19 protein-coding genes are annotated in these 23,183 nt (G+C 32.3%); 12 read left to right on the plus strand and 7 right to left on the minus strand.

Annotated elements, in window-relative coordinates; all coding sequences use genetic code 11:
- Positions 1-39: 39 nt before the first annotated feature.
- The 3 genes from ercA (at position 40) to OM075_RS02845 (ending at position 4,107) form a co-directional block, all read left to right on the plus strand.
- Complete coding sequence (gene ercA / locus OM075_RS02835) at positions 40-1,206, plus strand: alcohol dehydrogenase-like regulatory protein ErcA (RefSeq protein ID WP_301188954.1); 1,167 nt, start codon at positions 40-42, stop codon at positions 1,204-1,206.
- 3 nt (positions 1,207-1,209) lie between these two features.
- Complete coding sequence (locus OM075_RS02840) at positions 1,210-2,406, plus strand: PAS domain-containing sensor histidine kinase (protein WP_301188955.1); 1,197 nt, start codon at positions 1,210-1,212, stop codon at positions 2,404-2,406.
- 279 nt (positions 2,407-2,685) lie between these two features.
- Complete coding sequence (locus OM075_RS02845; protein WP_301188956.1) at positions 2,686-4,107, plus strand: PocR ligand-binding domain-containing protein; 1,422 nt, start codon at positions 2,686-2,688, stop codon at positions 4,105-4,107.
- A 68-nt stretch (positions 4,108-4,175) separates the two neighbouring features.
- On the opposite strand, the gene miaB is transcribed toward OM075_RS02845, so the two are convergent.
- Together miaB and OM075_RS02855 are read right to left on the minus strand one after the other, a co-directional pair.
- Positions 4,176-5,516 carry a tRNA (N6-isopentenyl adenosine(37)-C2)-methylthiotransferase MiaB gene (miaB, locus tag OM075_RS02850; protein WP_301188957.1) on the minus strand — a complete coding sequence of 447 codons (1,341 nt, stop codon included), beginning with the start codon at positions 5,514-5,516 and terminating at the stop codon, positions 4,176-4,178.
- A gap of 77 nt (positions 5,517-5,593) precedes the next feature.
- Positions 5,594-6,253, minus strand: a complete 660-nt coding sequence (locus OM075_RS02855; protein ID WP_301188958.1) for a ferredoxin--NADP reductase — start codon at positions 6,251-6,253, stop codon at positions 5,594-5,596.
- A gap of 181 nt (positions 6,254-6,434) precedes the next feature.
- On the opposite strand from OM075_RS02855, the gene ppk1 reads away from it, so the two are divergent.
- Positions 6,435-8,477, plus strand: a complete 2,043-nt coding sequence (gene ppk1 / locus OM075_RS02860) for a polyphosphate kinase 1 (RefSeq protein ID WP_301188959.1) — start codon at positions 6,435-6,437, stop codon at positions 8,475-8,477.
- Between the two features lie 143 nt (positions 8,478-8,620).
- Positions 8,621-9,652: an L-threonine 3-dehydrogenase gene (tdh, locus tag OM075_RS02865; protein ID WP_301188960.1), complete on the plus strand. Its 1,032-nt coding sequence runs from the start codon at positions 8,621-8,623 to the stop codon at positions 9,650-9,652.
- Between the two features lie 65 nt (positions 9,653-9,717).
- On the opposite strand, the gene OM075_RS02870 is transcribed toward tdh, so the two are convergent.
- Positions 9,718-9,909, minus strand: a complete 192-nt coding sequence (locus tag OM075_RS02870) for a DUF6132 family protein (protein ID WP_301188961.1) — start codon at positions 9,907-9,909, stop codon at positions 9,718-9,720.
- Between the two features lie 47 nt (positions 9,910-9,956).
- On the opposite strand from OM075_RS02870, the gene OM075_RS02875 reads away from it, so the two are divergent.
- The 5 genes from OM075_RS02875 (at position 9,957) to OM075_RS02895 (ending at position 16,813) form a co-directional block, all read left to right on the plus strand.
- Positions 9,957-11,201: a hypothetical protein gene (locus OM075_RS02875; RefSeq protein ID WP_301188962.1), complete on the plus strand. Its 1,245-nt coding sequence runs from the start codon at positions 9,957-9,959 to the stop codon at positions 11,199-11,201.
- A gap of 130 nt (positions 11,202-11,331) precedes the next feature.
- Positions 11,332-13,272, plus strand: coding sequence for a dipeptidyl-peptidase 3 family protein (locus OM075_RS02880; RefSeq protein WP_301188963.1), 1,941 nt, complete (start codon positions 11,332-11,334; stop codon positions 13,270-13,272).
- Between the two features lie 149 nt (positions 13,273-13,421).
- Positions 13,422-14,009 (plus strand): FKBP-type peptidyl-prolyl cis-trans isomerase, encoded by a 588-nt coding sequence (locus tag OM075_RS02885; protein WP_301188964.1) that lies wholly within the window; start codon positions 13,422-13,424, stop codon positions 14,007-14,009.
- A 264-nt stretch (positions 14,010-14,273) separates the two neighbouring features.
- On the plus strand, positions 14,274-15,350 hold the full coding sequence (gene aroC, locus OM075_RS02890) for a chorismate synthase (protein ID WP_301188965.1): 1,077 nt from the start codon (positions 14,274-14,276) through the stop codon (positions 15,348-15,350).
- Positions 15,351-15,424: 74 nt separating this feature from the next.
- Positions 15,425-16,813, plus strand: a complete 1,389-nt coding sequence (locus OM075_RS02895; RefSeq protein ID WP_301188966.1) for a dicarboxylate/amino acid:cation symporter — start codon at positions 15,425-15,427, stop codon at positions 16,811-16,813.
- A 3-nt stretch (positions 16,814-16,816) separates the two neighbouring features.
- Here OM075_RS02895 and OM075_RS02900 read toward each other — a convergent pair whose 3' ends face one another.
- Positions 16,817-17,941, minus strand: coding sequence for a hypothetical protein (locus OM075_RS02900; protein ID WP_301188967.1), 1,125 nt, complete (start codon positions 17,939-17,941; stop codon positions 16,817-16,819).
- A 443-nt stretch (positions 17,942-18,384) separates the two neighbouring features.
- Here OM075_RS02900 and OM075_RS02905 point away from each other — a divergent pair, with 443 nt between their 5' ends.
- Positions 18,385-18,837, plus strand: a complete 453-nt coding sequence (locus tag OM075_RS02905; protein WP_301188968.1) for an Hsp20/alpha crystallin family protein — start codon at positions 18,385-18,387, stop codon at positions 18,835-18,837.
- 119 nt (positions 18,838-18,956) lie between these two features.
- The gene (locus OM075_RS02910) at positions 18,957-19,442 is read left to right on the plus strand and encodes an Hsp20/alpha crystallin family protein (protein ID WP_301188969.1); all 486 of its coding nucleotides are present in this window, start codon (positions 18,957-18,959) and stop codon (positions 19,440-19,442) included.
- A 67-nt stretch (positions 19,443-19,509) separates the two neighbouring features.
- Here the strand turns inward: OM075_RS02910 and tpx are convergent, their stop codons facing one another.
- The 3 genes from tpx to OM075_RS02925 all read right to left on the minus strand — a co-directional run bounded on the left by tpx (position 19,510) and on the right by OM075_RS02925 (position 23,169).
- The gene (gene tpx, locus OM075_RS02915) at positions 19,510-20,022 is read right to left on the minus strand and encodes a thiol peroxidase (RefSeq protein WP_301188970.1); all 513 of its coding nucleotides are present in this window, start codon (positions 20,020-20,022) and stop codon (positions 19,510-19,512) included.
- A 177-nt stretch (positions 20,023-20,199) separates the two neighbouring features.
- Complete coding sequence (locus OM075_RS02920) at positions 20,200-21,186, minus strand: ankyrin repeat domain-containing protein (RefSeq protein ID WP_301188971.1); 987 nt, start codon at positions 21,184-21,186, stop codon at positions 20,200-20,202.
- A gap of 87 nt (positions 21,187-21,273) precedes the next feature.
- Positions 21,274-23,169 carry an ATP-binding protein gene (locus tag OM075_RS02925; RefSeq protein WP_301188972.1) on the minus strand — a complete coding sequence of 632 codons (1,896 nt, stop codon included), beginning with the start codon at positions 23,167-23,169 and terminating at the stop codon, positions 21,274-21,276.
- Positions 23,170-23,183: the final 14 nt, after the last annotated feature.

The raw sequence follows: 23,183 nt of genomic DNA on the forward strand, positions 1-23,183 counted from the left end.
TGTAAATTATAGCATATTAGTTTTGTAATTATGATGCAGATGCGTGAGAACATACAGCTAAATCCAAGAAAATTTGTAGCTCCGGAATATATCTACGGTGTAGATTCTCGTCTTATGGCAGGTGTTTTTTGTAAAAAACTTGGCGGAAGAAAGATTTTATTGGTTACAGATCAAATTCTTGAGCAATCCTTATGGTTTACGGAAGTTGTAGGAGAGTTAGAAAAGCATTCTATTGACTATATCGTATTTTCATCAATTTCTCCAAATCCACGTGATTATGAAGTAATGAATGGAAAAACCGTTTATGATGAGAATAAATGTAATATGATTCTTGCTCTTGGCGGAGGAAGTGTGATGGATTGTGCAAAAGGAATTGGAATTGTGTCTTCAAATTCGGGCCATATTTTGGATTATAAAGGAGTAGATATGATCAATATTCCTATTCCTCCGTTAATTTGTATTCCAACAACAGGAGGAACAGCAGCTGATGTATCGCAATTTGCCATTATAAATAATACGGTTGAAAAATATAAATTTGCCATTATTAGTAAAGCTGTAGTGCCTGATGTTGCATTAATTGATCCTTTTATTTTAACCAGCATGGATCCTTTTTTAACAGCATGTACAGGTATGGATGCTTTATCTCATTCATTTGAAGCTTTTGTATCTAATGCTAATTCGCCATTTACTGACTTATATGCTTTAGAGTCGATTCGATTGATTAATGAAAATCTACAGAATTGTATCATTAATCCCAATGATATACAATCCCGAGGTAAAATTATGCTCGCTAGTTTGTATGCTGGATTGGCATTTTCTAATGCAAGTTTAGGCTGTGTTCACTCATTGGCTCATAGTTTAGGTGGTTATCTGGATTTACCTCATGGAGAATGTAATGCTATATTATTGCCACATGTAGTTGATTTTAATTTTGATGCAGCAAATGATAGGTATTTAAAAATTGCAGAAATATTTAATATTTCCAAGTCAGGAAAAACAACTAATGAAGTAAAAAAACAGTTAATAGATTACTTGCTTCAGTTTAAACGTCAATTGGGAATTCAAACTTCATTAAAAGATAAAGGAGTAAGAACAGATTATATTACACCGATTGCGGCAAAGGCAATCAATGATCCTTGTAATGCAACAAATCCAAGACCTCCGGTAAAAATGGATTTAGAAGCAATATGTAAAGAAGCATTGTAATAAATGGAGAACGACTGGGATAAATATCGAGATAAGATTATTGGTTTAGGAGAACATTCTTTACACAAGAGTTATTATCCTGAATTACAGAAGAAGATAGATAGTTTGGAGGCTTCTCAAAACAATCTTCAAACTATTCTGAATAGTATTAGTGATGCTATTATAATTCATGATCCCAACGGTCGTATTTTATCAATAAACGATCAAACCCAGGCCATTTATAATATAAATAAACAGGAATGTAATAAATATACAGTTTTTGATATCACTTCTCCGGAGCAAGACACCAGTAATTTAAGAGCTATCTGGGATGATGTGATTGGTAATAAACCTCATATTTTTGAATGGATTGCTAAACCTGTAAATTCTCATTCAGAAATAGAAATTCAGGTATCGGTAAGTCCCACCTTATGGAATAATCAAAGTGCTATAGTTGCAGTTCTTCGTGATTTTACAGAACGAAAAAAGTTTGAACATGAACTTATCTTAGCTAAAGAAAAAGCTGAAAAAGCTGATCAGCTAAAAACAGAGTTCCTCAAAAATATGTCACATGAAATTCGTACGCCCATGAATGGAATAATGGGATTTTCTGAAATGCTGACAGAAAAAGATTTGCCTGAAGATTTGCGTGAATATTATGCTAAAATAGTACAGGAGAATAGTAGTGATTTGTTGCGAATTATTGATGATATTCTGGAGATTTCAAAATTGGTGGCAAAACAAATATCGGTAAATAAAGAAGTTTTTTGTTTGAATGAGTTATTAATTCGCATGCATGCAGAATATACTTTAATGTCGAAAAATGATCAAGTACCAATTCGCATTAAAGATGAAATTAAACACTGTAATTTTAGAATTTACTCTGATAAAATAAAGCTGACTAAAGTGATGCAGAAACTACTTGAAAATGCCATTAAGTTTACCGATATGGGCTTTATTGAACTCGGTTATACCATTTCTGGTGACGAATTGGTTTTATATGTAAAAGATACCGGCATTGGAATTTATGCGAAAAACAGAGAAATTATTTTTGAAAGGTTTTCTAAAGTAAATAAAGAACCATCCAGATCTGGTGGTTTAGGCTTGGGATTAGCTATATCTCACGAATATGCAAAGCTTTTAGAAGGTGCCATAACTATTGATTCAGAGGTTGGTAAAGGATCTACTTTTTATTTTAAAGTGCCTTATAAAAAGAATTAACCCATATGTTTCGATATTTTAAAGTGATTTAGTATCAATACCTGATCATTTTGTATAACCAATGGATGTAAATTGTAATCTTATGAAACAAACCATTATAAATCATTCCTATACAAGGAAATGATGATCTTAGGCGAATTCCCCCCCCATCAACATAAAAATGTTTAACCAGATGAAACGACCATGAGAGTTGTGAGATCGATGAAGTGAAAAGGTTCTCACATTAGAGAATGATTCATTTTAGGAGTTCTGTCTGGTATTAAAAAATAATAAGAGTTTATGAAAAAAGTTGCCTCAATCGATAAAGAATTAGAGCATGTAGAATTTCTGGATTTATTCGATTTAGAAATGATACAAAAATTACAAGATTCATTTTCTTCTGCAACTGGGGTAGCTTCAATTATCACCAAACCGGATGGAACACCAATTACAAAACCCAGCAATTTTTGTCGTTTGTGTAAGGATATAATAAGAAAGACTGAGATAGGTTTAAAAAATTGTTATTATTCTGACTCTATTATAGGAAGGCAAAATACTTCCGGTCCTATTTTTCAAAACTGTTTAAGCGGAGGTTTGCTCGATGGTGGAGCCAGTATTTCTGTTGGAAATAAGCAAATTGCAAATTGGCTTATAGGTCAGGTTAAAAGTGAAGATACAGATGATGATGAAATTATGTTGTATGCAGATGAGATTGGCGCAGATAAAGATGAGTTTAAAACAGCTCTGAAAGAGGTAAATACAATGTCTGCTCATCAGTTTGAAAATATAGCCGACTCTCTTTTTATTTTTGCAAATCAACTCTCGGAAAAGGCCTATGATAATCTTCAGCTCCAGATGAATAAGAATAAACTGGAGTTGTTGGTACAAGAAAAAACAGTGGACTTGGAAGCTGCCATAGAGCAATTAAGAGCTACGAACGAAGATTTATCATTCAAAAACAATATTATTCACGAGCAAAATAGCAAATTAAAAAAAGCACTTAAAAGGTTAAAAGAAACGCAGAAGCAATTAATACAGTCAGAAAAAATGGCTTCTTTAGGTGTATTAACTTCAGGAATAGCTCATGAAATTAATAATCCACTCAATTTTTTACAAGGGGCTTATATTGGTTTGGAGAATTACTTTGAAGAATATGGAAGTCAGGATCAAAACACCACTCAACTACTTCTGGAAAGTATAAAAACAGGAGTAGAACGAGCTTCTAAAATTGTAAAAGGATTAAATCAGTTTAGTCGCGAAAGCAGTACCTTGGATGAGGAATGCAATGTCCACCTGATATTGGATAATTGTTTAATTATGCTGTATAATCAATTAAGGTATAACATTGTTGTCCTTAAAGATTATTGTAACGAAAATCTGTTTGTAAAAGGTAATGTTGGAAAATTGCATCAGGTTTTTGTTAATATTTTATCAAATGCAGTTTACTCCATTAAGGATGAAGGAGAAATACATATCATAACAAAAAAGGAAAAGGGAAATATAATTATTGAAATCATCGATAATGGAATGGGAATTTCTCCTCAGAATATTTCTCATGTTACTGAACCCTTTTTTACCACCAAACCTCCTGGTGATGGAACGGGATTGGGCTTGTCTATCAGTTATTCAATAATCAAAGAACATCACGGAATTATAGAATTTGAATCGGTTATTGATAAAGGAACTAAAGTGATGATAATGTTGCCTGAGCAAGAATCGTAAAAAGGTACAGACAAAAAAATAGCTGGAAGTTACTTAACCACCAGCTATGAAATATCTTTTATTGCAGATTAGCAGTTTACTGTCTTTTCAACTAATTCTCCTTCAATTGAAAATCTTGCTGCACCTGTAACTTTAAGTTCAACGATTTGTCCAATTAAGCTTAAGTCATCCGACTCTAATCTAATTACAATTTTACCTGCTGTATGTCCTGATAAATAACCAGGTTTGCGATCTTTTTCACGGATCAAAACTTTAATTGTTTTACCTACAAGAGACTTGTTGTATTCGTAAGTATGCTTTTGAAGTTCATCGCTTAATACAGCAAATCTGCGTTTCTTTTCTTCTAATGGGATATTATCTTCCCATCTGTAAGAAGCTGCACCTGGGCGAGGAGAATACATGGCAATATAAGCCATATTGTATTTAAACTCTTCCATCGCTTTTCGCGTATTTTCAAATTGTTCTTCTGTTTCATCAGTAAAACCAACAATAATGTCAGTAAATACAGTGGCCTGAGGAAGAATGCTTCTGAATGATTGCATGGTTTTGCGATACTTTTCCAATGAATGATTTCTATTCATTTTAATCAGTACTTTCTCATCTCCACTTTGAATTGGGAAATGAATTTGTTTTCCTAAGCAATCGTATTTTGCAATGATATGGAAAATATCATCTGTCATATCGCGAGGATGTGGTGAAGTAAAATAAACCCAGAATTCTTTATTAACTTCTTCTCCAATTTGTCCCACTTTTTCAAGTAGTTCAGGGAACGTTAATTCGTCACCTTTTTTATCCAGTCCGTAAGAATTTACGTTCTGTCCTAAAAGCGTTATGGATTTATAACCCTTTTCGGCAAGACTTCTTACTTCATCAAGAATTTCCTGAGATGGTCTTGAAACTTCTCGGCCTCGTGTATATGGAACTGCACAATAGGTACAAAACTTATTACAACCATTTTGAATTGGAATAAAAGCTTCAAAATTTGAGTCGTATTTAGGTTTTACATTCCAAAATAATTGAATTTCATCAATAGTATTATTGGGTTCTGCTATTAATGATAAAGGATTTGTAACACCGTATTCTCCTAACATTTTAGGGAACTGGGGTAATTCAGGCATTGCAAAAACAATATCAAATAATTTTAAAAACTTTTCCTTGTCAGCAGGAAGAATACAACCGGAAATGAAAGTAATCAGATTTTTATTATTCTTCCATTTATTCCATTTTGAAATTTTATTGTAAACCTTGTCAATCGCTTTTTGACGCACCGAACATGCTAAAATACCAATAATATTGGCATCTTCTTCATTATCTACTTTAGTGCATCCTGCTGCATCCAGTACTGACGCCACACGCTCCGAGTCACTCAAATTCATTTGACATCCCAATGTCAGTAAAAAGTACTTCACAATTCTTTGTTTTGATAATTTATATAAAGAAAAATAATCTGAAAGAGGTTAATCTTCAGATTAATTAGTCTTTAGCATTAAAAATATACTTCTGCATGAATCTGCTCATTAGATATTCCTTTTTCCTCCAAAATATCATAAGCATCATGAATCATATTACAATTTCCGCACAAATATACTTCAGAATCTTTATCAATCATTACTTCTTTTAAATAATTTGTAATTCTGCCGGTATAATCTCCACTTTGATCTCTTGAAGAACAAAGAATATAGCGATCTTTCTTATATTCATCACGTTCGTATCCTTCCTGAGAAGTTCTTACCCCATGTAAAATTTTATAATCCAGTTCAGGAATACTTTTGGTCATTGAATGAAAAGGAGAAATACCTGTACCCGTTGCGATAAATAAAAACTTCTTTGATTTAATTTTTTCTTCCTGTAAAGTAAAATAACCTACAGGTTCTTCTACCACAACGTTTTGGCCAGCTTTTAATCCTTTTAAAACCGGAGTAACCAAACCGTTTTGCACCTCTTTTACTAAAATCTCAACAAACGGGTCATTTTCGGCACTATAAATAGAGTATTCTCTGGTATGGATTCCGTTTGGAGGTCCAACACAAACATGCTGACCAGCTTTAAAATCCATCCCGTTTTTTTCAAAACGTATTACAAAAGTAGAGTCTGTTAAATGACGAACTTCTAATATTTCGTGCAGATTTAATCTTTTACGTGACATATATTTTATTATTATTTATTTAAAACTCAGATAACTTGTCTGTCTAAACCCGAATATTAATAAAATGTTCATCGTAAATTATGAGTTTTTACTGTTTTCAATTGGCAGATAATTTCTATTTTTAATCTATCGAATAAGAGAATATAGATTTATTCCTTAAAACAATAAATTTGAGATAGGTATGACAATAGAAAACTTTAGAAGTAAGGAAATTAGCTGGTTATCTTTTAATGATAGAGTATTACAGGAAGCTTCGCGCAAAAATGTACCGCTAATAGAACGCATAAAGTTTTTGGGCATTTATTCTAATAATATGGATGAATTTTTTAGAGTTCGTGTAGCCGTATTAAAAAGAATTGTGCAGCTGGATAAAAATACAGTTTTTGAGGGAGGCGCTCCAAAGGATATACTAAAGGATATACATAATGAGGTAATCAGACAATCGCGTAAGTTCGCTAAAACTTATGACGATATTATTGAAGGATTACAGGAAGAAGGTATATATCTTATCAATGAAACTGATCTGACAGAGGATCAGGGAAATTTTGTCAAAAAATATTTTCAAAAGAAAGTGCGGGGTAATTTAATGCCTATCATTATTTCTAAAAAACGTGAATTACCTGATTTATCTGATAACGGAATTTATTTAGGTGTTTATTTGCAGGAGTTACTCAATGGGAAAGATCATTATGCACTGATTGAAATACCATCTTCGTTGGATCGTTTTGTTTTGCTACCTTCAAACGACGGTAAAAAATATGTAATGCTTTTGGATGATGTAATCCGATATGAGTTGAAGGATATTTTTTACATGTTTAAGTTTGACCGTATTTCAGCATTTACTTTTAAATTAACCAGAGATGCCGAATTAGATATTAATGATGATATATCAGAAAGCTACGTAAAGAAAATATCCAAAGGTCTTGAAAGAAGAAAAGAAGCAAGTCCGGTAAGATTTGTGCATGATAAAAATATGCCTGACGAAATGCTTTCGTTGTTGCTCAAAAAGTTAGATTATACAACTGAAGATGCAGTGATTAGAGGAGGGCGCTATCATAACTTTAAAGACTTTATTGATTTTCCTAAATTTGGAGCTAAGAACCTGACTTATGACTCACTGCCTACGATTTATCATAAGCAAATTCAACCTCAAACATCCTTATTTAAAATCATAACTAAACGGGATGTATTATTGCATTATCCTTATCATTCATTTTCTCATTTTATTGATTTTTTGCGTGAGGCCTCTATAGATCCGTATGTACGCGATATTAAAATAACAATTTATCGGGTAGCAAAAAACTCTGCAGTAATGAAAGCTTTAAGAAATGCTGCCAGAAACGGAAAACAAGTTGTTGCAGTAATGGAATTGCAGGCCAGGTTCGATGAAAAGGCAAATATATCTTATGCTAATAAATTAAAGGAAGCAGGAGTTAAAGTGATTTTTGGTGTGCCAGGATTAAAAGTACATTCAAAACTTTGTTTAGTTACACGTAAAGAAAAAAGTAATTTAGTCTGTTATGCGGGTGTTGGAACCGGAAATTTCAATGAGGATTCTGCAAATATTTTTGCCGATCATTTTCTGCTAACTCGACATGTAGGAATTGCAAAAGAGGTTTCTTCAGTTTTTGAATTCTTCAGCAAAAATTATAATATACCCACATTTGAACATCTTTTGGTTTCTCCTTTTATTTTGCGAGGTACAATAGAAAATTATATTCGTAAAGAAATGGAATATGCTTCAAAAGGTAAAAAGGCATATATATATATAAAGGTGAACAACCTGGTAGATTATGATTTGATTCAGTTGTTATATGAAGCAAAAAAAGCTGGTGTTGAGGTGATTTTAAATGTCAGGGGAATGTTTTCATTAGTTTCTGAATTTGATAAACCAGAAAATGCAATCGAATCGTTTGGTTTAATAGATCAATTCCTGGAGCATTCAAGAATTCTTGTTTTTTGTAATGGAGGTGATGAAAAAGTATATATTTCTTCCGCTGATTTTATGACCCGAAATCTAGATAGAAGAATTGAAGTGGCTTGTCCAATTTATAATAAGGAGTTGAAGAAAGAAATATTAACCATGCTTGATATGCAAAGGAAAGATAATTGTTCTTCAAGAATATTGAATAATGCTATGGATAATACTTTAAGAGGTAAAAAGTCCGATGAACCGGAGTTTAGGGCACAATTAGAATTTTATAAATGGTTAAGAGATAAATAGGGGATATGAATAGTTAATCATTGAGATTTATCATTGAAGTATGATTAACTTATACTCACCTTTACATTGTTGTATTTTATAAAGTTGTTTGCTTTGTATAAAATACTGAATTATTAAAATTTTACATTTAATTGTGCTAGGATATGGCAAAGATGAAGGCTTTGGTAAAGGCAAAACCAGAAAGAGGAATCTGGATGGAAGAAATAGATTTACCGGAAATAGGTGTAAATGATGTTTTAATTAAGGTTGCAAAATCTGCTATATGTGGTACTGATCTGCATATTTACCTATGGGATGAATGGGCTCAAAAAACGATTCAAACGCCAATGACTATTGGTCATGAATACGTTGGATATGTAGCAAAAGTAGGGTCTGAAGTAACTGAGTTTAAGGAAGGTGACCGTGTTACTGGTGAGGGGCACATATCTTGTGGACACTGCAGAAACTGTAGAAGAGGAAGACAACATATTTGTGAAAATTCAATAGGTATAGGCGTAAATACAAATGGAGCATTTGCTGAATATGTAAAAGTTCCGGCCTATAACGTAATGAAAGTTCACCCAAATATTTCAGATGAAATCGCTTCTATTATGGATCCATTCGGTAATGCAACTCATACAACTTTAAGTTTTCCTATTATTGGAGAAGATGTGGTGATAACAGGTTCCGGATTAATAGGAAGCATGTGTATTGCGATTGCAAAATTTGCAGGTGCCAGATATGTTGTAGCAACAGAAACCAATGAATATCGTGCTGAATTAGCTCGAAAAATGGGTGCTACTAAAGTTGTGAATCCATTAAAAGAGAGTTTGAATGATGTGGTAAAAGAGTTGAATATGAGAGGTTTTGATATAGGATTGGAGTGTTCAGGTAATTCCGCTGCTTTGAACTCTATGTTAGACAATATGTATAACTCAGGTAAAATTTCACTTTTGGGAATTCAACCATCGACCACGCAAATAGACTGGACTAAAGTCATCTTTAAAGGATTAACCCTGAAAGGAATATATGGCAGAGAGATGTTTGAAACCTGGTATCATATGGAGCAGATGTTACTTACAGGAATTGATTTAACACCAATGATTACACATCGTTTTCAGATTGATGATTTCCAGAAAGGTTTTGATGTGATGGAATCGGGCAATAGCGGAAAAGTAATACTAAACTGGGATTAAATTTTTTAGAAAAGCTAAATATCAACCTGAATTCAATCTAATATTGAATTCAGGTTGTTTTTTTATTATTTAACAGTTATTACAAGTCCGGCAAATGAGCCGTATAGAATACTATTCATAGGGTTTGATGTAATGGGACATGTACCTGAGTTACATCCAACAAAATAGTAATAGGCATACCCAGCCAATCCACCAATAACAAGTCCAAGTGCCAGCTTTTTAAAATTTTGCTTTTTTATTTTTTCCCAAATCTTCATAATTTCGAAGTATAAATATTTTTACAAATATATTAAAATATATAACAATGTATATATGTAGGCTGATTGTTTTGTTGTTTTTATTAGTAGGAAGTTCTTCTCATGCTCAGCTAAAGATGGAAAATCTGGAGAAAAGAGTAAGAGATATTTCCCATCTGGATGATCCACATGAAAAAGAATATCAATTAGCAGAATTTGAAAAAGTGTTTAGTACTTTTCTTAAAACTTATAATGAAGATACATCCATACCAGATTCCGCATATATTCAGGTTACAAAGTCAAGCGATTCAAAATACAGGGTATTTTATTATAATACCTACAAGGATGGGATTGTATATCGGCTAGATTGGTATATAGTATTTGGGGGAGTTTATAACAGACAGGTCTTACATTTTCACGACAAAAGTTTTTCGCATAAAGATAAGAGAGGAGTAGGTGAGTTCAGGTTACATTTAGCAAGGTTAACTGAAGGAGATATTGATTTATATCCATTAACCTTTTCATTTAAAGCTGACGGTAAAATCTATCGCGAATACCGCGACATTGCTTCTATATGCATGTTTGAACAGATACAACAAAGAGATACTGAAGAAGAGAAGTTGGCACTTAACGATTCGATCCTTAAACGGATGAATATTTTATGGGCTAATAAGGAGTATTTTAATGATAAATTTATAGGACTGACAAGGATATCTACTTTAATATCTGATGATAAAAAAGTTAAGGTTTGTACCTGGAATATTCCTTTACCAAATTCAACTCATAAGTTTTACGGTGCTGTAGTAACTAAAGAAAAGGATGGTGAAATTAAGTACTATGAATTGCAGGATGCATCTGAAAAAATGAGGTCTCCGGAAAAAGCTGTTCTTTCTCCACGAAAATGGTATGGAGCGGTATATTATGATATGGTTTCAGTAAAAGATAAAAACTATGGTGTGTATTATGCTTTAATAGGATTTAAACCCAATGATGAAATGACCAAGAAGAAGGTTGTAGATCCTTTGGTTGTGGTTAATAATATAACTCCAAAATTTGGTTATTCTGTATTTCAAAATGATAGAGTAATTGATAAAAGACTGGTTTTTGAGTATTCGGCAAGCACAAATATGATGTTGAAATATGAAAAACATAATGAACGATTTATCTTAGATCATTTATCTCCTCCAAGTAGTTTATATAAAGGTAACTATCGCTTGTATGGACCTGATTTTTCATATGATAGCTATGTGCTTGAAAAAGGGAGGTGGGTTCTGTATAAAGATGTAGATGTTCGGTCATCAGGAAACCATTAGGACATTATAGTGTTTATATTATTAAAGAATTGAGGAATTGAGCTGTAATTAATGCTTACAAGTTTTTTATGACTTGCGGTATTGTGCTCAGATCCAAAATTGAAAATGATTTTTTAAGTGAAAAGAAAATATGGAAGTTTTTGCAGAAAAATTTGACGATATAAAAATTCTAAGGTATGAGATACCTGGATTTGAAAAACTAGAGCTAAAAAAGAAATTATATATTTATTATTTAAGTCAGGCAACATTAGCCGGTAGAGATATTTTATGGGATCAGCATGGAAAGTATAATCTATACCTTCGCGATGTTCTTGAGGCAATTCTTTTAAATGTTAAAGATCAGGAAAATCCCGAATGGCAGGATTTCTTAGTTTATCTGAAAAAAGTTTGGTTTGCTTCGGGACCGCACCATCATTACAGTACAGATAAGTTTACACCTTCTTTTAGTCAGCAAACTTTTAAAGGTTGGATTGATCAACTAAAAGTTGGTAATAATAATATCTCACAAGAGCATTTAGATGCTGATAATATTCAAATATTGCTTCAGTTAATATTTGATCCTGAGTTTTGTGCTAAGAGAGTAAATACAAATCCCCAGTCAGATTTGATCACAACCTCTGCCAATAATTTTTATGAGGGAGTAAACCAGGCTGAAGTAGAGGATTTTTACAAAATGCAAAAGGAAAATGCTGTAAATAAAAAGATATCTTTTGGTTTAAATTCAAAACTTGTTAAAAGAATTGAAGTTGAAGAAGAAGTATATAAAAAAGGTGGTTTGTATGGTTCTGCAATTGAGGTGATTATTGAAAACCTGGAAAAGGCTAAAGATTATACAGAAAATGAGGAGCAGGTTCAAATTATAAATGCACTTGTTAATTTTTATACATCAGGTGATCTTGAGTCTTTTGATGAGTTTAATATACTCTGGGTAAAAGCTCTTTCTGGTGATATTGATTTTATCAATGGTTTTATTGAAACCTATGGTGACCCAATGGGAAGGAAAGCAACATGGGAAGGCTTGGTTCAAATTAAAGATGAAGAAGAAACAAAACGAGCCGAGATTATTGCCAAAAATGCCAATTGGTTTGAAAAGCATGCTCCGGTTGATCCTCAATTTAAAAAAGATGAAATAATTGGTATTTCATTAAAAGCGATTAATGCAGTAACATTGGGGGGTGATTGTTATCCAGCTAGTCCGCTGGGTATTAACTTGCCAAATGCAGAGTGGATCAGAGAAGCACATGGATCAAAATCTGTTACATTAACCAATATTTCTAATGCACATCATAAAGCATCTCTAAGTACTGGTTTTTCAGAAGAATTTAGCTTTTCGGAGAAGGAGGTGGAATTAGAAAAAAAATATGGATCTGTGTCTGATAATTTACATACGCATTTGCATGAATGTGTAGGTCATGGCTCAGGAAAAATGTTGCCCGGAGTTACCTCTGATTCGCTAAAGTCGTTTGGTTCTGTAATTGAAGAAACACGTGCTGATTTATATGGTTTATACTACATGTACCATCCAAAGGCTATGGAGTTGGATTTAATACCGGATTTAGATGCTGCGAAAGCACATTATAACAGTTATTTGCGTAATGGTTTACTAACTCAAATAACAAGAATTAAATTGGGAGATAAGGTCGAGCAGGCACATATGCGAAATCGCCAACTTATCAGCAAGTGGGTTTTTGAAAAGGGTAATAATGAAGTGGTTAAAAAGGAAACTAAAGATGGAAAAACCTATTTTGTTATACAGGACTATGATAAGTTACATGAGTTATTTGGAGAATTATTAAAAGAAATTCAGCGAATCAAATCAGAAGGCGATTACGAGGCAGCAAAAAATATTGTGGAGGGATATGGTGTTGAAATAGACTATGACTTGCATAAAGAAGTTTTAGAAAGATTCGAAAAACTAAAAGTTCCACCATTTACCGGATTCCTTAATCCGAACATGAATTTAGTGAAAAACGGCAGTGAACTTGTTGATGTAGAAGTAGATTATAATACAAATTATACTGAGCAAATGTTAAAGTATTCAAAATGTTTTAATACGCTCAAAGCTTTTTAAATATAGATATATAAGGTATGCAAAGGGATGCAGCGATTTAATTTCGGATTTTTAAGTCTTTTTTTGTAAGCGTAATTTTTGTTTATTTTAAAAAACTCGCTTTCTTTGCATAAAGATGTTTGATACAGAAATTATTAAAAGAAATACATATGGAAATTTCAAGAAACAAAATGGTAACTCTTTCTTATGTGTTACGATTGAATGGATTTGAGGGTGAGGTTGTAGAAGAGACTACTGAAGATAAGCCTCTTGAATTTATTTTTGGAACAGGAAGAATGCTTCAAATGTTCGAAGATAAATTGGAAGGTTTAAAAGTTGGTGAGGAATTTAAATTTGAACTTAAAGCTGATGAGGCTTATGGTCAAATTAATGAGGAAGCGAAAGTAAGTATTCCAAGAAATATATTTGAAGTAGATGGTAAAATGGATGAAGACTTAATTAAAGTTGGAAACATGGTACCAATGCAAGATGCTCAAGGAAACCGTTTGAACGGAATCGTATTAGAAATTACTGATGAAACTGTTAAAATGGATTTTAATCACCCATTAGCAGGTGATGATCTTTTCTTCTCAGGTTCTATTAACGAAGTTCGTGAAGCAACTGACGAAGAAATCATGGCTGTTGTAGGCGGTGGATGTGGTTCTGGTTGCGGTTGTGGTAGCGGCGAGCAAACAGGATGTGAAAGCGGCGCTTGTGGTTCTGATGGTTCAGGATCAGGTGGTTGCGGATGTTCTTAATTAGCAGAAAGAATATATGGTTTAAACATTCTTTTTTAGGATGTCGATCATGTAAAATATTAAAAAAGCCTGTTTTCAATTGAAAATGGGCTTTTTCATTTTTATAACCATTCGGACAGGTTATTATACAATAACTTTTTTATTTTTGTGATTTAAATCATAAAAATAGCTTATTTAAGCGTTCAATAAAGGTTAAGGATGATTACTGAGTTTGAATTCATATTGAATTCTGTAGTTTTTCATTAATCTATAATTTATAAAAATATGGCAGGTAATTCTTTTGGGCAGTTTTTTAAACTAACGTCTTTTGGTGAATCTCATGGTAAGGCTGTTGGTGGTGTAATTGAAGGTGTAATGCCTGGTTTGGAATTGGATATGGATTTTATTCAGGGCGAATTAAATCGTCGAAGACCAGGACAGAGTGCAATAACAACACCAAGAGATGAAAAAGATAAAGTTGAGCTTCTTTCGGGTGTTTTAGATGGAAAAGCAACAGGAACACCAATTGGTTTTGTTATTTGGAATGCCGATCAACGTTCAAAAGATTATGGCAATATTCAGGATGTGTATCGTCCATCTCATGCAGATTATACTTATCAAAGTAAATACGGAATTCGTGATCACAGGGGAGGCGGTCGTTCATCTGCTCGCGAAACTATTGCAAGAGTAGTGGCCGGAGCTATTGCAAAACTTATTTTAAAGAAGTACGGTGTTGAAATAGCTGCTTATACTTCACAAGTGGGAGGTATCAAACTTGAAAAATCTTACCAGGAATTAGATCTTACAAAAATTGAAAGTAACATTGTTCGCTGTCCGGATGAAGAGGTTGCTGATAAGATGATCGAATATATTGATCAGGTACGTAGAGATAAAGATTCTGTTGGAGGTGTTATTACCTGTGTGGTTAAAAATGCTCCAATTGGATTAGGTGAACCTGTTTTCGATAAATTTCACGCCCAAATGGGTAAGGCAATGCTGGGAATTAATGCTGTAAAGGGTTTTGAATATGGTTTAGGTTTTAAAGCTACAGAACTAAAAGGATCTCAGCACAATGATGAATTTTATATGGATGGTGATCAAATTCGTACAAAAACCAATCGTTCAGGGGGGGTACAAGGTGGTATTACCAATGGAGAAGATGTTTATATGAATGTGGCATTTAAACCTATTGCAACCATCTTAAAAGAGCAAAATACAGTCAATAAACAAGGTGAAGAAATTGTATCTACCGTAAAAGGACGTCATGATCCATGTGTATTGCCAAGAGCAGTACCTATTGTTGAAGCAATGGCTGCTATGGTTATGGTTGATATGATTTATTTGAATAAAATGTATTCTTAAAATAAAGACTTAAATACAGGAGATAATAGATATTCTATTATCTCTTTTCTTTTTTCTCAAAAACTCTGCAAATAATGATGAAGAACATACCCCTTTATATAAAAATAATTTTTGGAATTGTATTAGGAGCTCTTTGGGCAATATTATCAGGATATTTAGGATGGCAGAACTTTACGCAAGACTGGATTAATCCTTTTGGTACCATTTTTATCAATTTGCTAAAACTTATTGCAATCCCGTTAATTCTTTTTTCGATTATAAGTGGAATAGTTAGCCTGGGTAATCCTAAAGATTTGGGGAAGTTGGGAATTAGAACCTTGATACTGTATTTATTTACTACAGTGCTGGCTGTTTCTTTAGGCCTGGTATTGGTTAATACTTTTGCACCAGGAAAAGCACTGTCAGATGAGGTACGAACAGAAAGTAGAATTGCTTATGAATTATGGGCATTACATGAAGATGTGGATATCAGAGATGATATTAGATTATCGGAAAATCCAGTTTATAAGGAATTAGTAGAAAAGAAAACAGAACAGCTAAATCAGGAGCTAAAAGATGACCTTACTTCAAAATATAAATCAAATAAAAAAGAAGGTCCATTAGCTGCTTTGGTAGACCTGGTTCCGGTTAATATTTTTAATTCATTAGCTGGAAATGGATCCATGTTGCAGATAATATTTTTTGCTATCTTTTTTGGTATAGCCCTTCTGTATATTCCGTCTGATAAGGCTCAGGTGGTTATTCAGTTTGTTGATGGAGCTTCTGAAGTATTTATTAAAATGGTGGATATTATTATGAAAGGTGCACCATTTTTTGTTTTTGCTTTAATGGCAGGAGTTGTCAATAATATTGCAGGTGATAATCCTGCTAAAATCGTTGAGATTTTTAAAGGCTTGGGATGGTATGCACTTACTGTATTAATTGGTCTTTTGTTAATGGCATTCGTCATTTATCCAACTATTCTTAAGTTGTTGGTTCCTAAACGTAAGTTTTTTGATTTTCTAAAAGGAATAAGTCCGGCGCAAGCCTTGGCTTTTTCTACAAGTTCAAGTGCTGCAACACTGCCTGTTACTTTTGAGTGTGTTGAGGAGAATCTTGGAGTTGATAAAAAAACAGCAGGTTTTGTACTTCCTATCGGAGCAACTGTAAATATGGATGGAACCAGTTTGTATCAGGCAGTAGCCGTTGTTTTTCTAGCGCAAATGCATATGATCGATCTTTCTTTAGGACAACAAATTACAGTGGTTTTAACTGCGACTTTAGCAAGTATTGGTTCAGCAGCTGTGCCTAGTGCAGGAATCGTGATGCTAATGATTGTTTTAAATTCCGTAGGTTTAAATCCTGCCTGGATTGCTATTATCTTACCTGTTGATCGTATTTTAGATATGGTCAGAACAACTGTAAATGTAACTGGAGATGCTTCTGTCAGTGTAATTATCGATGAATATGCTAATCGGGATTAGATTTTACCATTTGCCATATTTTCTAAACGCTTGAATAGTTTGATAATATCCAAAAGCAACACCAATACGCCAAAGGTTACCCCAAAAATAAGCTAAAGCATATGGTTTGAAATCATCCATATATGTTATTTTATGAGCGGGATTTAGGTAAGTTATCCAATATTTAATTGTAGTATCTGTTACTTCTAGGAAGTCTGACCAACTAGTCCATCTCATAGAGAAATAACTTTCTTTTAATAGAAATAATTGTGGGAAGAATCCGATTACGGAGAGGACAAGTACAAAAGAAACACCTCTCCAAGGATTTAAACCATATTGATTGGACCATTTATTTAACCATAGGATAAGTTTATCTCCTTTGTTTGTTTTTTTTCTTTTTACCTCATTCCTATATTCTTCCATCTCTTTAGAATGATATCTTAATGCTTCAATCTTGTTATGAATTTTAATCATCTCATGTTTAAGCATACGATACAATTCTCGTGCTCCTTTTTGAATATTAACTTCATTTAGATTTATTGTGGAGTTAATTTCAGAAGATGATATATTTAAATAACCTAATTCGCAACTGTGGAAATAACAGTATGAATTAAACCGACATCTATCAAAGTATAATTCATCTATATAAAAACATGTAAATCTTACGTCACTTTCAAAAGATACATCTTGAAAAAGCAAACCCTTCACCTTTTCATTTACATTATGGAGTAGATAAAAAAAGGTAGGTTTGTAGAAAGTAACATTTTCACCAATGTATATTTTATGATCAATTGTTATATCGCTAAAGTTTGCGTTGCCATTAAAGTTAAGGTTGGAAAGGTTAAGCGAATTAACATGAATTTTACTAAATGTGAAAGTGCCATTTATATTGCCATGAAAGTGTATATTACTTGTGAAAGTTGAGTCAAGGAAATATATATCAGATGTGTCATCAAAATACACTTGTACAACTTTCTCAAATTTTACATTTCTACATGATAGGAAGTTTACTTTACCAATATGTGTTAAAGGAATTTTAATTATTGCATCTTCAATTTGATAACCTCTTGTGCCATTTCCCCATTTTTCAAATTTATTATTGAACTCATCTATTGTTGTTATTTCTACTCTACTATCTTTTTGAATCATGGGAAAAATAAAAAAAAGACAACTACCTAGTTGCCTCGTTAAAATCTTTACTAAGTTATGTATAGTTTTGTAATTGTCAAATTTTAGAATACATTAGCAATCTTAATTAATAACATTACTAAATGTACAATAGCAGATGCTTCTGTGGCTTGTGTTATTGATAAGTATACCACCGAAATTACAGACTGATATTTTAGTGCTAAAAACTGAAAAAATGACATTTAATTGTGTCATAAAGGCTTAGTTGTGAGTATTGTAGCTGTCTTTTTGTCGTTAATGAATTTTGTATTTTATGATTAAAAATGCAGATTTCTTGTAACGGATTGAAAAACAGATTTTTACTAAAATACAGGTGTTTTATCCTTATTTACGGCATTTAATTTGATCTAACATAGATGCGAATAACAATTAAATGTTGAATTAAATATTTGGAGGATTTAGTTATGACACTTGCAAAATTATCAAACAATTGGTTTCCATCATTTCCTTCATTAGTAGATAGATTTTTTGATGGAGAATTGATGGATTGGAATAGTTCAAATTATTCAAGCACAAATTCTACATTACCAGCTGTAAATGTTAAGGAAAATGAGAATGAGTTCTTAATCGATGTTGCAGCTCCCGGACTAAAAAAAGAAGATTTTTCAGTTAATTACGACAATGGTAGATTAACTATCTCTTCTGAGAAAAAGAATGAGAAAGAAGAAAAGGACGGAGAAAAAGTAACAAGACGAGAATTTAGTTATCAATCGTTCCAAAGATCATTTACTGTGGCTCAAAATATTGTAGATGCTGAGAAAATAGAAGCTCATTATGACAATGGTATTCTTCATATTAGTTTGCCAAAACGTGATGAAGTAAAACCAAAACCAACAAAACAAATTGAAATTAAATAATTATGATAGCTTCTATCTGGAGTAATGATAATGATTAAGGGCGGATTATATCTGCCCTTTCTTAAAATGAATCATATTTAATAATGTTTGTGTAAAATCAACCATAAAATTATATCAAAATGAAAACACTAATATCATGCTATAATCCTTTTTATGGTATTAGTCCTTTTTTTGACCTTGATATTTTTGAACCAGTAATATATGGAAGTTCAGTATTTGAAAGTATTAAAGAACTACCAGACTCCTATCAAATAGAATACGAAGTTCCTGGTTTTAAAAAGCGTCAATTAAATATTAAGGTTGAAGGAAATATACTTAGAATAGAAGGGATAAATAATAGTAAGAACAATGGTTTGTTCAGTAAGAATAAGCGCTATAATGAAGAACACTTTATTAGAGAAACATATCTAAGTAATGATATGGATGCTGATCGTATTTCAGCAAAATATAAAAATGGTATTTTACAAATTAGCATTCCTAAAAAAGGATATGATAATAAACACAGGCAAATTCCTGTTTACGGCGAAGAAATTGTAGAACCAGTAAAAAGTATAAAAGACAGATATTCTTTAAGAGATAAAATAAAGCGATTTTTCAAAAAATAGAATAAATAAAAAAGCTGCTTTGCATAATTAAATCAAAGCAGCTTTTTCAAATTATGGGGTGGATACTTTAGATTAACTCTTTTACAGCTTTTAAGGCTGCATCGTAATCTGGTTCATTTGTAATTTCAGGAAGATACTCAACATATTTTACGGTGTTATCTTTATCAATAATAACAGTACCTCTAGTTAATAATCTGAATTCTTCAATTACAAAACCATATTTTTCACCAAAGTCTAAATCTTTATGATCTGAAAGAGTAATGATGTTTTCTAATCCTTCAGCTCCGCAAAAGCGAGATTGAGCAAATGGTAAATCAACAGAAATTGAAAGTACAGCAACATCTTCTAAGCTGTTAGCCTCTACATTAAATTTTCTGTTTTGAGCTGCACAAACACCAGTATCAATTGAAGGATATACTACAAGTACTTTTACCTTACCATCGAAATCTGATAATTTAACAGACTCTAGTTTTTCATTTATAACAGTAAAGTCAGGAGCTTTGTCACCAACTTTAATTTCGTTTCCTAATATAGTTACTGGGTTACCAGCAAATGTTACGTTTAAATTTGTCTTGTTCATTGTATATTTTATTTGTTTGAAAGTTAAACATGGACGTAATGAAAAAGTTTAAGAAGTTTTGTGAATTTATGCTTTTTAACATCACTTTTTGTATGATTAAACTTTTATCGTGTAATTTAAGTTATTGATATATTGATTTATATGCTTCAATATTGTTTTGCAATTTTTTTATAATTTTTACTTAGAGTACTTCTTAAACAGATGCAATATTTCTTTGTTGTGAATTGATTGAGCAATATCTAAGGCAGTAATTTTACTATTTACTGTTTGAAAAGAAATATCTGCTCCAGCTTTTAATAGAGTTTTTAAAGTGTTAATGGTTTCCTTATTATTGATCAAATCTGGTTTTTCTTCCAGATTCTTCATAAATAAAATCAACGGAGTTAATTGATCTGTAAAATTAGGGTTGTTTTTGTACATATCCATAATAGGTGGTTCAAGCGCTTGATTAACATTAGCTCCATGTTTAATAAGTAGTTGTATGGCTTCTGTATTACAAAAGTGTATGGCAGTTAGTAATGGAGTAATACCTTTTTTATCTACCATATTCACATCCAGGTCATATTCCAGTAGGCGTTTGGTTAATGTTAAGGTGGAATCAGCATATATTGAAGCAGCCAGTATTAAGCCATCTGCAGGATCAATGTAAGCAAAATAGGGTAGGTGTTCTGTCTTTAAATTATGCGCATCAATTTTCTTAAATGATTTTTTTAACCATTCCGGAACATCTTCCGGGTTTGTTAACTCTTTTTCTTTCCAATATTGCATGCTTTCAATGTTTGGATCAAAACCATAGTCAAGCAGCATATTAAAGATATTCTCATGATTTTCTTTTTCAATTAACCAGTTTCCCACAGTACCGTATCGTGAAATAATGTTTGGTGAAGCGCCTTGTTCTAATAACCAGTTGATAAAAGTACTGTCAGGTTTATGGCATGCTAAGAAGATTGGAGTTACATTGTAAATAACAGAATTATAATCAAGGTTATTTTCTTTTAATATTTGTTTTAAACGGGTTGTGTCTTTACTTAATATAATGTTTTCAATTTCTGTATATGTATCATAATCTTTATTATCCTGACAATAAGTTTTATTGTTAACCAGGAGTAGGGTGATGATGAAAACAAAAGTGATTGTGTAAGGTCTTCTTTTTAAAGAATTCATTTAAATGCAATTAATGATTAATAAATGGAGGGGGCACGAATATATTGAATATAGAGTTAGGTTGATAAGAATTATTGATAGAATTTATCAACAGTCTGAGTCTGCGGGTATGTTAAATTCAATAATAAAATTAGATCCTTTATCCTTTTCTGAATGAACTGTTATACTACCATTAAAAATCTTCACGATTTCCGCAACAATAGCTAATCCCATACCTACACCCCTGTATATTTTAGTTTTATCACTGGAGTATTTGTAGAATTTTTTGAAAATTAATTTATGAAACTCCTTAGGTATACCGATGCCTGTGTCTTTAATCTCAAATCCCCATTTATTACTCTTTATAAAACATTCCATAATAATTTCACCTTTTATAGTGAATTTATAGGCATTGTCGAGTAATATTTTAAGAGATTTAATAACCAGATCGTAATCGGTGTTAATACATATGTTTGTTTGACTAGGAGGTAATATGGTTTTAAATGTGATGTTCTCGTTTTTACTGTCGAAAGGAGGAGTTAAGTTTTGATGTATCTTGATGAATAATTGATCCAGATTGTATTCATTATTTTTAGGATGTAATATACCTCTTTCTAGTTTTGAGAATGTGATGACATCCTCAACAAATTGCAGCAAGTTATCATTGTTTTGCTGGATGGTAGATAGAAACTCAGCTTTTTCAATTTTTGAAAAACCATCCGTATTTAATAACTCTGCATATCCAACTATTCCTGTCAGCGGAGTTCTGATTTCGTGACTTAAATTCTCAAGAAAGGCTGTTTTTAATTTATCAGATTCAATAGCTTTTTCCTTGGCTTTGGTAAGGTTAATTTCTTTTTCTTTTAACTGATCAATCATAGTTTGCATTTGCTGCAGAAAATAATTGAATTGATTACCCAGCTTTTGTATTTCATCGTTGGTTTTAAGATTACATCTTACCTCAAGATTACCATGTTTGGCTTCGTTAAATAATTTTCCAAGTCGTTCTATTGGAGAAGTAATGGTTTTACTAAAAAACATGGCAATGCCTATAGAAATTAATATAACTAAAACCAGAATGATAAGTAAGGTGTTCCCGGTATCATAAATTGGTTCATATATTTCTTTAAGTGGAACAACAGCCAGTAAAGCCCATCCGTTTGTTAAATTCTGAAAGGTCATTACTTTTTTTACACCGAATAAATCGTAGTTTATATGGCCACTTTTGTTTTTAAATACATTATCATTTAGGTAGTTATATACATTGCCTGGGATTGTTTCAATGGCATCGTCGTTATTGTATTGAGGATGAAGTATGAAATGGAAGTTTTGATTAATAAGAACAAGATATCCACTATTGTAAAGACTCATACCTGACCATTCTGCTCTTTTTTTTGTGAAATCAATATCAGATCCCACACATCCTATGAAAACAGAATCAACGTAAATAGCTTTAGAATATGAAATCAATTCCATATCCCAATCTTCCCAATAGTATGGTTCAGTCCATACTTCTCCATTTGTAATAGCATCTGTCCACCATTTCATGGTGTGAGATTCCAAATCAAAATTATTAATGTTATAAGGATCTGCTTTTACAAAATTACCATCTCGGTTTTTATCGTAAAAATCGATGTTTTGGTCTTGCGGAACTAACTCTGGATTAAAAACAACCCACATGCTAAGTGCTTCCATCTTTTTCCCAATCATTAACATGTGTTTTGTTAAGTCTTTCTTAACCATGTTAATGTTATTCTCATTTATACCTTCTTCCGGATAGATAGTAAGCAGGGATGCTTCAATGGATTGAGTGATAGATCGTAACTGGGCCAATTCTTGTTCAAAGGTGCTGGCTTGATATTGGGCCTGGTAAAGCATTTTTTCAACAGCATCATCCTTTAAAATATGACTGCTCTTCAATAAAGCCAATGATGCAACTAAAACAGCAGCAATTACTGCAATTGAAATAAATAGTCCGGTTGTTTTAGTTTGAATTTTTGTCATTGCTTTTTGATGAA

Source organism: Plebeiibacterium sediminum, from assembly GCF_026013605.1.
GTDB classification, from domain to species: Bacteria; Bacteroidota; Bacteroidia; order Bacteroidales; family Marinilabiliaceae; genus Saccharicrinis; species Saccharicrinis sediminus.